12 protein-coding genes are annotated in these 14,666 nt (G+C 73.4%); 3 read left to right on the top strand and 9 right to left on the bottom strand.

Annotated elements, in window-relative coordinates:
* Window positions 1–61: 61 nt before the first annotated feature.
* From ACZ4YL_RS12355 to ACZ4YL_RS12315, 9 genes are all read right to left on the bottom strand, one after another.
* Window positions 62–415, bottom strand: coding sequence for a 4Fe-4S dicluster domain-containing protein (locus ACZ4YL_RS12355; protein ID WP_468115957.1), 354 nt, complete (start codon window positions 413–415; stop codon window positions 62–64).
* Complete coding sequence (locus tag ACZ4YL_RS12350) at window positions 412–753, bottom strand: hypothetical protein (protein ID WP_468115955.1); 342 nt, start codon at window positions 751–753, stop codon at window positions 412–414. Before ACZ4YL_RS12350 ends, ACZ4YL_RS12355 begins: the two co-directional genes overlap by 4 nt.
* Window positions 687–1,994 (bottom strand): FAD-dependent oxidoreductase, encoded by a 1,308-nt coding sequence (locus ACZ4YL_RS12345; RefSeq protein WP_468115953.1) that lies wholly within the window; start codon window positions 1,992–1,994, stop codon window positions 687–689. The genes ACZ4YL_RS12350 and ACZ4YL_RS12345 overlap by 67 nt, the downstream gene beginning before the upstream one ends.
* Window positions 1,991–3,322 (bottom strand): LLM class flavin-dependent oxidoreductase, encoded by a 1,332-nt coding sequence (locus ACZ4YL_RS12340; RefSeq protein ID WP_468115951.1) that lies wholly within the window; start codon window positions 3,320–3,322, stop codon window positions 1,991–1,993. Before ACZ4YL_RS12340 ends, ACZ4YL_RS12345 begins: the two co-directional genes overlap by 4 nt.
* 102 nt (window positions 3,323–3,424) lie before the next feature.
* Complete coding sequence (locus ACZ4YL_RS12335) at window positions 3,425–5,035, bottom strand: ABC transporter permease (RefSeq protein ID WP_468115949.1); 1,611 nt, start codon at window positions 5,033–5,035, stop codon at window positions 3,425–3,427.
* Window positions 5,032–5,853 carry an ABC transporter ATP-binding protein gene (locus ACZ4YL_RS12330; RefSeq protein WP_468115947.1) on the bottom strand — a complete coding sequence of 274 codons (822 nt, stop codon included), beginning with the start codon at window positions 5,851–5,853 and terminating at the stop codon, window positions 5,032–5,034. Before ACZ4YL_RS12330 ends, ACZ4YL_RS12335 begins: the two co-directional genes overlap by 4 nt.
* 6 nt (window positions 5,854–5,859) lie before the next feature.
* Window positions 5,860–6,894, bottom strand: coding sequence for an ABC transporter substrate-binding protein (locus ACZ4YL_RS12325; protein ID WP_468115945.1), 1,035 nt, complete (start codon window positions 6,892–6,894; stop codon window positions 5,860–5,862).
* Window positions 6,895–6,935: 41 nt separating this feature from the next.
* Window positions 6,936–7,508 carry an NADPH-dependent FMN reductase gene (gene ssuE, locus ACZ4YL_RS12320; protein ID WP_468115943.1) on the bottom strand — a complete coding sequence of 191 codons (573 nt, stop codon included), beginning with the start codon at window positions 7,506–7,508 and terminating at the stop codon, window positions 6,936–6,938.
* Between the two features lie 21 nt (window positions 7,509–7,529).
* Complete coding sequence (locus ACZ4YL_RS12315; RefSeq protein WP_468115941.1) at window positions 7,530–8,513, bottom strand: TauD/TfdA dioxygenase family protein; 984 nt, start codon at window positions 8,511–8,513, stop codon at window positions 7,530–7,532.
* Between the two features lie 870 nt (window positions 8,514–9,383).
* On the opposite strand from ACZ4YL_RS12315, the gene ACZ4YL_RS12310 reads away from it, so the two are divergent.
* From ACZ4YL_RS12310 to scpA, 3 genes are read left to right on the top strand one after another with little or no spacing between them, the layout of a single operon-like run.
* Window positions 9,384–10,625 carry an ROK family protein gene (locus ACZ4YL_RS12310; RefSeq protein ID WP_468116271.1) on the top strand — a complete coding sequence of 414 codons (1,242 nt, stop codon included), beginning with the start codon at window positions 9,384–9,386 and terminating at the stop codon, window positions 10,623–10,625.
* The gene (locus tag ACZ4YL_RS12305; protein ID WP_468115939.1) at window positions 10,609–12,474 is read left to right on the top strand and encodes a methylmalonyl-CoA mutase family protein; all 1,866 of its coding nucleotides are present in this window, start codon (window positions 10,609–10,611) and stop codon (window positions 12,472–12,474) included. Before ACZ4YL_RS12310 ends, ACZ4YL_RS12305 begins: the two co-directional genes overlap by 17 nt.
* Window positions 12,471–14,657 carry a methylmalonyl-CoA mutase gene (gene scpA, locus ACZ4YL_RS12300; RefSeq protein WP_468115937.1) on the top strand — a complete coding sequence of 729 codons (2,187 nt, stop codon included), beginning with the start codon at window positions 12,471–12,473 and terminating at the stop codon, window positions 14,655–14,657. Before ACZ4YL_RS12305 ends, scpA begins: the two co-directional genes overlap by 4 nt.
* The last annotated feature ends 9 nt before the right edge of the window (window positions 14,658–14,666 follow it).

The following is a 14,666-nucleotide window of genomic DNA, read 5'->3' as shown; positions in this document are numbered from 1 at the left end:
CCGGCCCCGCGGCACACGTGCGCGCCGCCGGAGCACGGGGGCTCCGGCGGCGCGCACGCGCTCAGGACGTGATCGGCGGCGCGGACCGGCCCAGCGGCGGCCCGATCGCCTGCAGCGATCCGGGCGTCCGCCCTTCGCCCCAGCCGATGTGGCGCCGGTAGCTGCCGAGCAGCCCGCGGCTCACCAGCCCCGCTTCGTCCCGTACGGCCGGATCCTCCGGAAGGGGATGCGTCAGCGGGGCCACGAACAGCGCGTCCACCGGGCAGTTCGCCTCGCACAGGAAGCAGGTCTGGCAGTCCTCCTGCCGTACGAGCAGCGGAATCCCCTCGGGCCCCCGTTCGAAGACATCCGTCGGGCACACCTCCACACACTTGTCGCAGCCGATGCAGCGCTCCGCCGAGACGAGTTCGATCACGCCGTCACCACCGCCTTCGCCGCGGGCCTGGTCCACACCCGGTCCAGGCCGCCGACCAGGATCCGGTGGTGCTGAGCCGGGTCCTGGTCCGGGTGGTCGAGGCGCTTGGCCATCCCCCGGGTCTCGGACCGGGCGAGGGCGGCCGCGTACATCCACCGCGCGTGCGCCGTCATCGCCGCCGCCTGCCGGGCCCTGACCAGGTCGGCCCCCTCGCCGTGCAGGCCCGCGCGCAGCTGCGACCACGCCGTGTCGAGGGTGCGGAGGGAAGCCGTCAGGACGTCGCCGTGCCGGAGGTAGTTCTTGTCGTAGGGGAGCACCTCCCGCTGTACGAGCGCCACGGCCTCGCGGTGTTCCGGTCCGGCGGCCGCTCTCCCCGTCGGGCGCAGGCCCGCACCGCCGCGCCGGTGACGGGGCGGCCCGCGGCCCGGCCGGGGCCGAGGGACAGGGCGTGCCCGGCGGCGCCCCGGCCCGCCCAGCTGCCCGAGGAGATGGCCCAGGCGGCGTTGTGGCTGCCGCCGCCGGTGAAGCCTCCGCAGATCTCCTCGCGGGTGGCCGCGTCCCCGGCGGCGTACAGCCCGGGGACGCCGGTGGCGCAGTCGTCGCCGGTGATCCGGATGCCGCCGGTGCCGCGGACCGTGCCCTCGGCGAGCAGGGTGACGGCGAACCGGTCGGTGAAGGGGTCGATGCCGAGCCGGTCGAAGGTGAGGAAGAAGTTGGGCTGCGCGAGGCGCATCGCGGCCCGGGCTCCTTCGCCGGCGCGGTCGAGGCGCGCGTAGACCCGGGCGCCGGTGAGGAGTTCGCGGGCGATCACCGAGCGGCCGCCCTGGCTGGCCGCGCCCTCCAGAACGCTGCCGTCCTCCTGGTAGAAGGTGGCGAAGGAGTAGAAGGCGGTCTTGGTGACGGAGGTGCCCTCGGGGGCGATCCCGTAGGCGTTGGAGAACTCCATGCCGGAGAGCTCCGCCCCGGCCTCGGCGGCGAAGAGCGCGCCGTCGCCGGTGTTGGTGTTGGTGCCGAGGGCTCCGCTGAGGAAGGCGCAGCCGCCGGTGGCGAGGACCACGGCGCCGGCCCGGACCCGGTAGGACTCGTGCAGCTGGCGGCGGTGGCCGGCGGCGCCCGCGACGGCCCCGTCGGCGTCGGTGAGCAGCTCGGTGACCGGGCTGTGGTCGAGGACGCGGACCCCGGCCCGGCGGATCCGGATGCGCATGCGCCGCATGTACTCGGGGCCCTGCAGGCCGTTGCGGAGCGGCTGCCCGTCGGGGCCGGTGGGGAACGGGTAACGGCCGTGCGTGGCCAGCTCGTTCATCCGGTCGTAGGTCTCGTCGAGAACCCGGGCCATCCAGCGGCGGTCGGCCAGGTACCCGCCGAGGCCCTCCCGGGAGGCCATGGCGGCCTCCCGGGCGGCGGGCTCGGGCGGGACGTACCAGACGCCGGTGCCGCCCGCGGCCGTGGCGCCGCTCGTTCCGCAGTAGCCCTTGTCGGCGAGGACGACCCGGGCCCCCGCCTCGGCGGCCTTGAGGGCGGCCCAGGTGGCGGCCGGTCCGCCGCCGACGACGAGGACGTCGGTGGCGTACTCGGTCATACGCCCTCCCGGGTGTGCCGGTTGACCGGCCGGGCGAGGCCGTAGTTCTCGCGGAGCGTGGCGCCGGTGTACTCGGTGCGGAAGAGCCCGCGCCGCTGGAGGATCGGCACGACGTGGTCGACGAAGGCGGTCAGGCCGGTGGGCAGGACCGGCGCCATGATGTTGAAGCCGTCGGCGGCGCCCTGGGTGAACCACTCCTGAAGCTGGTCGGCGATCTGCTCGGGGGTGCCGGCGAAGACGCGGTGACCGCGGCCGGCGCCGAGGCGGGCGATCAGCTCGCGCAGGGTCAGGCCGTCGCGGCGGGCGAGCTCGGCGACGAGGGTGAAGCGGCTCTTGTTGCCGTTGATGTCCCGCTCCTCGGGCAGGTCGGGGAGCGGACCGTCCAGCGGCAGGCCGGTGAGGTCCACGTTCAGCATCCCGGAGAGCTGGGCGAGGCCGTACTCCGGCACCTGGAGGTCGGTGAGCTGCTGCTCCAGGGCCTTCGCCTCGGCCTCGGTGGATCCGATGACGGGGGCGATGCCGGGCAGGACGAGGAGGTCGCTCTCGGCGCGGCCGTACTTGGCGAGGCGGGACTTGAGGTCCTTGTAGAAGGTCTGGCCGTCGGCGAGGGTCTGCTGGGCGGTGAAGACGGCCTCGGCGTACTGGGCCGCGAACTCCTTGCCGTCCTCGGAGGATCCGGCCTGCACGAGCAGCGGGTAGCCCTGGGGGGAGCGCGGGACGTTGAGCGGTCCGGCGACGCCGAAGTGCTCGCCGCGGTGGGCGGCGGGGTGCAGCTTGCCGGTGTCGGCGTAGATGCCGCGCTCCTTGTCGAGGACGATCGCGTCGTCCTCCCAGCTGTCCCAGAGCTTGGTGGCGACGTCGAGGAACTCGCGGGCGCGCTCGTAGCGGAGGTGGTGCTCCAGGTGCTCGTCGCGGTTGAAGTTGCGCGCCTCGTCGACGGTGCCGGAGGTGACGATGTTCCAGCCGGCCCGGCCGCCGCTGATGTGGTCGAGCGAGGCGAACTTGCGGGCCAGGTTGTAGGGCTCGTTGAAGGTCGTGGAGACGGTGGCGATGAGCCCGATGTGCTCGGTGACGGCGGCGATGGCGGAGAGCAGGGTGAGCGGCTCGAATCCGCCGAGGGCGTTGTGGCGGGCCTTGCCCCAGAGGGCGACCCCGTCGGCGAAGAAGATGGAGTCGAGCAGTCCGCGTTCGGCGGTGCGGGCCAGGTCCTGGAAGTACCGCAGGTCGGTAATCAGCTCGGGCCGGCTGTCGGGGTGGCGCCAGGCGGCGTCGTGGTGGCCGGCGTTCATCAGGAAGGCGTTGAGGTGGAGGGTGCGGTTCGCGGTCATGGCTGTTCCCTGTGTTCGGTGGCGTTGCGTGCGGTGGCGGCCCGGACGGCGCGGGGCGGCGGGGCGGCGGGGCGGCGGGGTGGCGGGGTGGCGGGACGGGCGTCAGGCGGGGACGCGCCAGGTGCTCAGGCGGCGTTCGATCGTGACCAGCAGCTGGTTGAAGGCCACGCCGACGGCGGAGATGGTGATGATGCCCGCGTACATCTGCGGGATCGCGAAGTTGTACTGCGAGGCGTTGATCAGGTAGCCGAGGCCCGCCTTGGCGCCGATCATCTCGGCGGCCACCAGGACGAGGATGGAGACCGCGCCGGCCAGCCGGATTCCGGTGAAGACGGCCGGTACGGAGGACGGCAGGATCACCTTCTGGAAGAGCCTCGGGGTGGACAGGTCCATCGAGCGGGCCAGTCTGACCAGGGTGGGGTCGGCGTTGCCCACCGCGCTGATGGTGTTCAGCAGGACCGGCCAGAGGCAGGCGTAGACGACGATCGATACCTTCGACGTCTCGCCGATGCCGAGGAGCAGGACGAAGACGGGCAGCAGGGCCAGTGCGGCGGTGTTGCGGAAGACCTCCAGCAGCGGCCCGAGCAGCGCGGCGACCGGCCGGTACCAGCCGATGAGCAGGCCGAGCGGGACCGCGATGACGACGGCGATGCCGAAGCCGCCGAAGGAGCGGGCGAGGCTGGCCCGGGTGTGCTGGCCGAGCTGGCCGTTGCCCAGGAGGTCCCACCAGGCCGCGGCGACCTCGCTGACCGGCGGCAGGAAGGTGGCGTCGACCAGGCCGAGGCGGGGGGCGGTCTCCCACAGGGCGAGCAGGGCGACGAGGGCCGCCGAGCGGAGGGCGGCGGCGCGCAGCCGGCGGCCCAGCGCCGCAGCGGCCTTCCGGACGGGGGACGGGGCGTGGCCGGTGCCGGTGCCGGTGCCGGTGCCGGTGCCGGTGCCGGTGCCGGTGCCGGTGCCGGTGCTCCGGCGGGCGCCCGGGGAGGAGCCGGCCTTGGGTGCCGGGGCGGCCTCCGGTCCGATGGCGGGACCGTCCGGGGCCTCGGGGGCCTCCGGAACTGCAGGGGCCGCTGGAGTCGCTGGAGTCGCTGGAGTCGCAGAAGCCTCCGCACGTGCGGGGACCTCAGGGGCCGCTGAAGCCGTGGCGGCCTCGGGGGCCTCTGGGGCTGCGGGAGCCGTGGGGACCTCAGAGGCTGGCGGAGCCTCGGGGTCCTCCGGAGCCTCCAGGGCCTCCGGGGCCGCTGAAACCGCCGGGACCTCAGGGGCCTCCCGGACCTCCGGGGCCTCGGGAGCCTCCGCAAGCGCGGGGACCTCAGGGGCCGCTGAAGCCGTGGGGGCCTCGGGGGCCTCTGGGGCTGCGGGAGCCGTGGGGACCTCAGGGGCCTCCCGGACCGCCGGAGCCTCCGGGGCCTCCTGGGCCGCTGAAACCGCTGGGACCACAGGGGCCTCCCGGACCGCCGGAGCCTCCGGGGCCTCGGGGGCTGCTGAAGCCTCGGGAGCCGCAGGAGCCTCCGAAAGCTCAGGGGCTTCCGGAAGGGGGGATGCCGTTGCCGTGGTCGCCCGGCCGGCGCTGCGCAGGCGGCGTGCCGGGACACCGGGCCGCGTCCGGCGGGACTCCCGGTCGGCGGATGCGGGAGCCGCGGGCGCCGTGTCCTCCCGTACCGCCTCCTGCCCGGCCGGGGCATCGGTGGCGGGGGTGGTGATGTTCGTGGTCATACGGTGGCCTCCTCCTTCTCCAGTTGCTGAGCACGGGCCACCTCGTCGTGGAGCAGGGTCCAGATCTCGTGGCGGTAGCGGGCGAACTCGGGGCTGGAACGCAGGTCCTCGCCCTGGAAACCGGCGCCGCGGTCGCCGAAGGAGACCGGGACGATCTCCTTGACGCGGCCCGGGCGGGAGGTCATGACGGCCACCTTCTGGCCGAGGTAGACCGCCTCCTCTATGCCGTGCGTGATGAACACGACGGTCTTGCCGGTGCGCTGCCAGATGCGCCGCAGCTCGTCCTGGAGGGACTCGCGGGTCTGCGCGTCGAGCGCGGCGAACGGCTCGTCCATCAGCAGCACGTCCGGGTCGTACGCCAGCGAGCGGGCGATGGCGACGCGCTGGCGCATACCGCCGGAGAGTTCGTGCGGGTGCCGGTCCTCGAAGCCGGTGAGGCCGACGAGGTCCAGGAACTCCCGTGCCCTCGCCTTGCGTTCGCGGCGCGGGACGCCGGTCGCCTCCAGGCCGAATTCCACGTTGCCGAGCGCCGTGCGCCAGGGCAGCAGGGCGTACTGCTGGAAGACGATGCCCCGGTCCAGGCCGGGCCCGGTGATCGGTTTCCCGTCGAGCAGGATCCGCCCGGACGACGGCCGGGTCAGCCCGCCGAGCAGGTCCAGGAGGGTGGATTTGCCGCAGCCGCTGGGGCCCACGACCACCACGAACTCCCCCGCCTCGATCTCCAGGCCGATGCCGTCGAGCGCGGTGAACTGCTCCTTGTTCTTCTTGTCCTTGGTCGGGAAGGTCTTGGTCACTTCCTCGAACACGATCTTCGCCATGCCGGGTCAGCCCTTCCCGAAGCCGTTGAACTCGTTGGTGTAGAGGTCGGCGGGCTTGAGCTGCCCCTGCTTGATCTCGCCGCGCTCGCCGAGCCAGTCGAGCCAGAGCTGGAACTCCTTGTCCTCGATCCGGCCGCCCGTCTCGGCGACGCCGTACGAGCGCCAGTACTGGAGGGTGGCGGTGTCCTCGTTGCGGCCGCGCTTCTTGACGATCTCGGTCTGCCGCGCGATGACCTCCTCGCGCGGGGTGGTGCGGGCCCACTCGATGGCCTTGGCCACGCCCGTCACGAAGGTCCGTACGGTGTCCGGGTTCTCCTTGATGAACCGCTCGGTCATGATGTAGGAGCCGGCGCTGAACTTGCCGAGCAGGTCGAAGTCGCTGAACAGCGGTCTGATCCCGCCGCCCGCCACGGCCTTGTCGCGCAGGATCCCGCCCAGCACGCCCACGTCGATCTGCTTCTGGCGCAGCACCTGGTCGGTGTTGACGGGCGGCACGACGAGGGACTCGACCTTGGACGAGTCGGCCTTGGCAAGGCCGTTGCGGCTCAGGTAGATGTCGAGGACGGCCTGGGAGTGCGCGCCCAGGGTGTTCATGCCGACCTTCTTGCCGAGGAGGTCGCGGGCGGAGCGGATCGGGCTGTCCTCCAGGACGTAGTAGCCGCTGTACGAGTGCTCGTCGACGCCGTAGTAGGAGATGACGGCCTTGATGGGGGCCTTGCTGGAGGCGAGCTTGACGATCGCGCCGTTGAAGGCGCCGCCGAAGTGGGTCTGGCCGGTGGCGGCGGACTGGATGTCCTGCGGGCCGCTGATGGTGTTGCCGACCCACTCCAGCTTGAGGTCGCCCAGGTATCCGAGGTCGGCGGCGAGTTCGGGGAGCGTGACGGCGCCGACCGAGCCCTGGTACTTCAGGGTCTTGACCTGGGCGCCGGAACCGCCGCTGCGCGCGGTGGCCGTGCCGCAGCTCACCGCGGCCGCCGAGATGCCGAGCAGGGCGAGGAACTGGCGTCGGGAGGTGGTGGTCGAGGTGAAGGCTGCGGGCATGACGGTTCCTTGTCGGTGCGGGTCGCGTGGTGGCGGCGGTGTTACGGGGTGGCGGTGAGGGCTGCGGCGGTGACGGCAGTGGCGGGCGCGGAGCGAAGTGCCGCGGCGAACTCGTCGACGGCCTGGTAGAGGTCCAGTTCGGCCTCGGGCCGCAGCCGGTCGGGGCCCGCTCCGCGCTCGACGGAGGAGTCCAGGACGAACCGGCCGGCGGTGACGTGCCGGGCGCCGAGGGCGGCGAGCACGGGGCGCAGGGCGTAGTCGATGGTCAGGACGTGGGCGAGGCTGCCGCCGGTGGCCAGCGGCAGGACCGTCTTGCCGTCGAGGCCGTCCTGCGGGAGCAGGTCGAGGAAGGCCTTGAGCAGTCCGGTGTACGAGGCCTTGTAGACGGGGGTCGCGATGACCAGGCCGTCGGCCTCGGCGACGGCGTCGAGCGCCCGGCGGATCTCGGGCTCGCCGCGGCGGGCGGCGAGGAGGTCGGCGGCGGGGAGCTCGCGCACGGACAGGTGCGCGGTCTCGAAGCCGGAGTGGGACAGGCGGCGCAGTACGTGATCGGCGACGACGGCGGTACGGGAGTGGGCGGAGGGGCTGCCGGTGATGGCGAGCAGGTTGGGCACGGGGGCGCTCCTTGGATGTCGTCAGGCGGAGGCGGCGGAGGTGGCGGCGGAGGCGTCGGAAGCGTCGGACGTGGACGTGGACGTGGAGGCGCCGGAGGCGATGCCGAAGGAGGGGTCCGGGACGGCCTCCGGGCTGATCAGGCGGGAGGGCTCGCCGTCGGGGCCGACCGGGACGTCGCCGTCGACGGTGACGCGGCGCAGGGTGCGCTCGTGGTCGTCGGAGTCGTCCACGCCGTAGTGCTGGGTGGCACGGTTGTCCCAGATCGCGACGTCGCCGGCCTGCCACTGCCAGCGGACGGTGTTCTCGGGGCTCTCGATGTGCGCCTGGAAGAGGTCCTGGAGGGCGCGGGAGTCACGGCCGGTAAGTCCGTTGATCCGCTGGACGAAGTTGCCGAGGAGCAGGGTGCGTTCGCCGGTCTCGGGGTGGACGCGGACCACCGGGTGCTCGGTGAGGAACTTGGTGGACGTGAACACCTCGCGGTACTGGGCCAGGGCCTCGGGCAGGGCGTCGGGCTTGAGCGCGGCGTAGTCGTACTCGTTGGAGTGGACGGCGCGCAGGCTGTCGGCGAGGGCGCGCAGCGGCTCGGGGAGGTTGCTGTAGGCGGTGGCCGTGTTGGCCCAGAGGGTGTTGCCGCCGTACGGGGGGATGGTGACGGCGCGGAGGATGGAGAAGGCGGGGTAGGCGGGGACGAAGGTGACGTCGGTGTGCCACTGGTTGGCGCGGGCGCCGTGGTGGGAGTCGATGCCGAGGGCGTAACGGCCGTCCGCGGAGGGGACGGTGGGGTGCGCGACGGGCGCGCCGAGCAGCTGGGCGAAGGCCTCGTGTCCGGCCTCGTCGAGGTGGTCCTGGCCGCGGAAGAAGACGACCTTGTGGGCGAGGAGGGCGGCCCGGATCTCGGCGACCGTTCCGTCGGGCAGGTCGCCGCCGAGCTTCACGCCCCCGATCTCGGCACCGATGCGGCCGCCGATCCTGGTGACGGTGGTGGAGGTGGTGGCAGTGGCCATGAGGACTCCCTGGTCGGGGCTGCGGGGATTATTTCCGCAGCGGAAGAAATAGCGTTACGGAGTGGCCGGGCGCTGCGCTGCGCCGAGCGGTACGGGTAGGGATACGCGCATGGGTACGGGTACGAGGCGGTGCGGGACCGGTCGCCCGAGGCCGCGGAGGCCCCTCGGGCGACCCCGGCCCCGCCCGGAACCGGGGAGAGCGGCAACGCACTCGCCCCGGCATGGGCCCGCCCGTGCGGACGCCGCTGCGGGAACCTCCCGGAGCGCACCCCGGCCGGCTCACCGGCGGGGGCACCCGGGGGCTCCGGCACGGGGACCGGCCCGGCCGGGCGTCCCGGTGGGGCACCACCCCTGGGGGTGCCCCACCGCGACTGGCGCGGATGGGACGGACGGCGGCTCAGGAGGCCCCTGCGAGGCGGCGGCCCCGTGGGGCACCGACGCGGGCCGGGGCCGGGCCGGGGCCGGGCGGACCCGGCGGGCCGGGGCGCCGGAGCGGCGGGGTCAGGCGCGGCCGGGGGCCGGACAGCGGCCCGGACACTCGCCCGGCTCGGTACAGAGGCCGGGGGTGTGGAGCCGCGGGGCGAGGAGTGCGTTCGCGGACATGTCCCGGAGCGTGTCAGCGGGCCCGGTCGTGGTCAACCCCCGTCCGTGGCCGCCGAACGCCCCCGCGCCCGGACCCCAACCCGGCCCGTACACCCCTACGACCTGCTCTTTCACCCTCGTACGCCACCCCGCCCCGGCGGCCGAAAACCGTGGCCGGATTTCATGGCCCCGCAACGCAACCGCCATGCGTGATCGGCCGTGCATGATCGGGGGACACCCCCTTCCCCTTCCCCTTCCCCTTCCCCCCGAGGAGACCGCGTGACGCGTATGGCCGGTGACAGCCGGACCGCAGCCAATGCCGCCACCGTGCTGCGGACGGTGCTCGACCACGGGCCGGTCGCGCGCAGCGCGATCGCCCCGCTGTGCGGGCTGAGTCCCGCCGCCGTGTCCCGGCAGACCACCGGGCTGCTCCGCGGCGGGCTGCTGCGCGAGCTGCCCGGGCCCGGCGGCGGGGTGGGGCGGCCGAGGATCCCGCTGGACCTGCACACCGGGGCCGTCGGCGGGCCGGTCGCCGCCGGGCTGCACATCGGGGTGCCGCATTCGACCTTCAGCCTCGTCGACCTCCGGGGGCAGCTGCTCGCCCGGCGGGCCTTCCCGCACGAGGGGCTCCCGTCGGACGGGCTGTCCGCCGCGATCGCCTGCGAACTCCGCCGCTTCCTCGACGCGTACGACTCCGGGCGGCCGCTCCTCGGGGTCGGCGCGGCCCTGGGCGGATGGGTCGGCCCGGACGAGGGGACGGTCGTACGGCATCCCGCGCTGGGCTGGAGCCGCAAGCCGCTCGCCGCCGAGCTGTCGGCCGCGCTCGGGCTGCCGGTGTGGATCGACAACCATGCGCGGGCCGTCGCGCGGGCCGAGATCCTCTTCGGCCGGCCCGAGGCCCGCCGGAGCCTGGTGCACCTGTTCATCGGCCGGGTCGTCGACGCCGCCTTCGGGATCGAGGGGACCGTGCACCAGGGGCCGGGCGCTGCGGCCGGCGACGTGGCCCATCTGCCGGTGCCGCGCTCGCAGGCCCTGTGCGCGTGCGGGCGTACCGGCTGCCTGGAGGCGACGGCGTCCGACACCGCGCTGGGCGCCGAGGCCGTGCGCCGGGGCATCGTGCCGGACCCTTCGGTGAACCTGCTGGTGGACGCGGCCGCCACCGGCGATCCGCGCGCCGACCGGCTGCTGCGCGAGCGCGCCCGCGCGGTGGGCCGCGCGGCGGCTCTTCTGTTGGATGTCTTCAATCCGGCGGTCATGGTCGTGACCGAGCTGGCGAGCGTCCTCGACGAGGGATATCTGCAGGAGATCCGGGCCGCCGCGATGGAGCTCTCGCACGTCTGCGACGATCCCGAGCGGATCGTGGTACCGCACGCGGGACCTGCCGTACTCCCGGAGGCGGCGGCAACCGTGCTGCTCAGCCGGGTGTTCCAGGACCCCTTCGGCATGGCCCGAGAGTGCGAGATCACACCCACCGGTATGGTGCCACCTGAGCGCGCTCCCCTACATTCGAGCCATGACGGTCCTGCCTGACGACGGGCTCTCCCTGGCCGCCGAGTTCCCTGACGCGACGCATGAGCAGTGGCAGCGCCTTGTAGAAGGCGTACTGCGCAAGTCGGGCAAGGAAGTCTCCGGCGAGGCCGCAGAAGACGCGTTGTCCACCCCAATCGAGGACGGGCTCACCACGCGCCCGCTGTACACCGCGCCGCCCGACGGGGCGGCTCCCGACACCGGTTTCCCCGGCTTCGCCCCGTTCGTCCGCGGGGGCAGGCCGGAAGGCACCACCGCGAACGGCTGGGACGTGCGCCAGCGCCTCGCGGGCACCGATCCGGTACGCGTGAACGAGGCGGCCCTCGCCGATCTGGAGAACGGGGTCACCTCCCTCTGGCTCACCGTGGGCCGGGGCGGTCTCCCGGTCGAGGGCCTCGCCCGCGCACTGGACGGGGTCTACCTGGACCTCGCCCCCATCACCCTGGACGCCGGAGCCCACTACGCGGAGGCCGCGCGCGCGTTGCTGCGCCTGTTCACCGGGAGCGCGGTGGCCCCCGAGGCCGCTCGGGCCTCGCTGGGCGCCGACCCGCTGGGCCACGAGGCCCGCACGGGTGAGGCGCTGGACGTGGCCGGCGCCGTCGAGCTGGCCCGGGAGGCCGCCGCAGGCTGGCCCGGGGTGCGCGCCCTGACCGTGGACGCGCTGCCGTACCACGAGGCCGGAGGCAGCGCCGCCGAGGAACTGGGCCTGTCCCTGGCCACCGGTGTCGCCTACCTGCGCGCCCTCACCGGGGCCGGGCTGAGCACCGAAGCGGCGCTCGGACAGCTGGAGTTCCGCTACGCCGCCACCGCGGACCAGTTCCTGACCATCGCCAAGCTGCGCGCCGCGCGCCGGCTGTGGGCCCGTATCGCCGAGGCCTCGGGGGCCCCGGAGGCGGGTGCCCAGCTCCAGCACGCGGTGACCTCGCCGGTGATGATGACCCGCCGCGACCCCTGGGTGAACATGCTGCGCACCACCGTGGCCTGCATGGCCGCGGGTGTGGGCGGCGCGGACGCGGTGACCGTGCTTCCCTTCGACAACGAGCTGGGTCTGCCGGACGCCTTCGCCCGCCGGATCTCCCGCAACACCTCCACCATCCTGCTGGAGGAGTCGCACCTGGCCCGGGTGATCGACCCGGCCGGCGGCTCGTACTACGTGGAGCGCCTCACCGACGAACTGGCCCACGCCGCCTGGGGGTTCTTCCAGACCGTGGAGAAGGCCGGCGGCCAGGCCGCCGCCCTGCGCTCCGGGCTGGTCGCCGAGCGGCTCGCCGCCACCTGGGCCGCGCGCTCCAAGAAGCTGGCCAGGCGCCGCGAGCCGATCACCGGTGTCAGCGAGTTCCCGCTGCTCTCGGAGAAGCCGGTCGTACGCGAGCCCGCGCCCGCCGGACCCACCGGCGGACTCCCGCGCGTACGGCGCGACGAGGCGTACGAGGCCCTGCGCGCCCGCAGTGACGCACACCTGGCGGCGACCGGTGCCCGGCCGAGGATCTTCCTCGCCGCGCTCGGCCCGGCGGCCGCGCACACCGCGCGCGCCACCTTCGCCTCGAACCTTTTCCAGGCGGGCGGCATCGAACCCGTGCACGATCCGGTGTCGGTGGATCCGACGACGGCCGCCGAGGCGTACGCCGCGAGCGGTGCGGACGGCATGGCCGTGCTCTGTTCCAGCGACGCGCTGTACGAGGAGCAGGCCGCGGCGGTGTCCGAGGCGCTGCGCGCGGCGGGCGCCACGACCGTCTTCCTCGCCGGCAGGCCGGGCACCGCTGAGGCTTCCGTGGACGAGTACGTCTTCGCCGGCTGTGACGCCGTCGCCGTGCTGTCCTCCGTACTCGACCGGATGGGAGTGCCGTCTTGAGCATCCCCGATTTCTCCGAGCTGGCGCTCGACCCCACCGCCGTCGCAGGGGTGTCCGAGGAGCAGTGGCGCTCCGCGGTGAAGGAGTCCACCGGCACCGAGGCTGCCGACCTGCTGTGGGAGACGCCCGAGGGCATCGGCGTCAAGCCGCTGTACACCGGGCGGGACCTGGAGGGCCTGGACTTCCTGCGGACGTATCCGGGCGTGGCCCCGTACCTGCGCGGCCCGTACCCGACGATGTACGTCAACCAGCCCTGGACGATCCGGCAGTACGCCGGCTTCTCCACGGCCGAGGAGTCGAACGCCTTCTACCGGCGCAACCTGGCGTCCGGCCAGAAGGGCCTGTCGGTGGCCTTCGACCTGCCGACGCACCGCGGCTACGACAGCGACCACCCCCGGGTGACGGGCGACGTCGGCATGGCGGGCGTGGCGATCGACTCGATCTACGACATGCGGCAGCTGTTCGACGGGATCCCGCTGGACAAGATGTCGGTGTCGATGACGATGAACGGCGCGGTGCTGCCGGTTCTCGCGCTCTACATCGTGGCGGCGGAGGAGCAGGGCGTCTCCCCCGACAAGCTCGCCGGGACCATCCAGAACGACATCCTCAAGGAGTTCATGGTCCGCAACACCTACATCTACCCGCCCAAGCCCTCGATGCGGATCATCTCCGACATCTTCGCGTTCACCTCGCAGAAGATGCCGCGGTACAACTCGATCTCCATCTCCGGCTACCACATCCAAGAGGCCGGGGCCACGGCCGACCTGGAGCTGGCGTACACCCTCGCCGACGGCGTGGAGTACCTGCGGGCCGGGCAGGCCGTCGGGCTGGACGTGGACGCGTTCGCACCGCGCCTGTCGTTCTTCTGGGCGATCGGCATGAACTTCTTCATGGAGGTCGCGAAGCTGCGCGCGGCCCGGCTGCTGTGGGCGCGCCTGGTCAAGCAGTTCGACCCGAAGAACGCCAAGTCGCTCTCGCTGCGCACGCATTCGCAGACCTCGGGCTGGTCACTGACCGCGCAGGACGTCTTCAACAACGTGACGCGCACCTGCATCGAGGCGATGGCGGCGACCCAGGGCCACACCCAGTCGCTGCACACCAACGCCCTCGACGAGGCCCTCGCGCTGCCGACGGACTTCTCGGCGCGCATCGCCCGCAACACCCAGCTGCTGCTGCAGCAGGAGTCGGGGACCTGCCGGTCGATCGACCCGTGGGGCGGCAGCGCGTACGTCGAGAAGCTGACGTACGACCTGGCGCGGCGGGCCTGGCAGCACATCGAGGAGGTCGAGGCGGCCGGCGGCATGGCACAGGCCATCGACGCGGGCATCCCGAAGCTGCGCGTGGAGGAGGCCGCGGCCCGTACGCAGGCGCGGATCGACTCGGGCCGGCAGCCGGTGATCGGCGTGAACAAGTACCGGGTGGAGAACGACGAGGCGATCGACGTCCTGAAGGTCGACAACTCCTCGGTGCGCTCGCAGCAGATCGCCAAGCTGCGGCGGCTGCGCGAGGAGCGCGACGAGGCGGTCACGCAGGACACCCTGCGGGCGCTGACGAACGCGGCCGAGCGCGGCGACGGCAACCTGCTGGCCCTGGCGGTGGACGCGGCGCGCGCCAAGGCCACCGTCGGTGAGATCTCGGACGCACTGGAGAAGGTGTACGGGCGGCACGCGAGCCAGATCCGTACGATCTCGGGTGTGTACCGCACCGAGGCAGGCGAGTCCCCGTCCGTGGAGCGCACCCGTGCGCTCGTCGACCGGTTCGAGGAGGCGGAGGGCCGCCGTCCGCGCATCCTGGTCGCCAAGATGGGCCAGGACGGGCACGACCGCGGCCAGAAGGTGATCGCAACCGCCTTCGCCGACCTGGGCTTCGACGTGGACGTCGGCCCGCTGTTCCAGACCCCGGCGGAGGTGGCCCGCCAGGCCGTCGAGGCGGACGTCCACGTGGTGGGCGTGTCGTCGCTGGCGGCCGGCCACCTGACCCTCGTACCGGCGCTGCGCGAGCAGCTGGCGGAGGAGGGCCGCGAGGACATCATGATCGTCGTGGGTGGGGTGATCCCGCCGGCCGATGTCCCGACGCTGCTGGAGATGGGCGCGACGGCGGTCTTCCCGCCGGGCACGGTGATCCCGGACGCGGCCCACGACCTGGTGACGCGGCTGGCCGCGGACCTGGGCCACGAGCTGTAGGCGGCCGCC

The sequence above is a fragment of the Streptomyces sp. NPDC030021 genome, assembly GCF_055574035.1.
The sequence above is the reverse complement of the archived record's forward strand: the minus strand, read 5'-3'. Positions and strand labels throughout refer to the sequence as shown.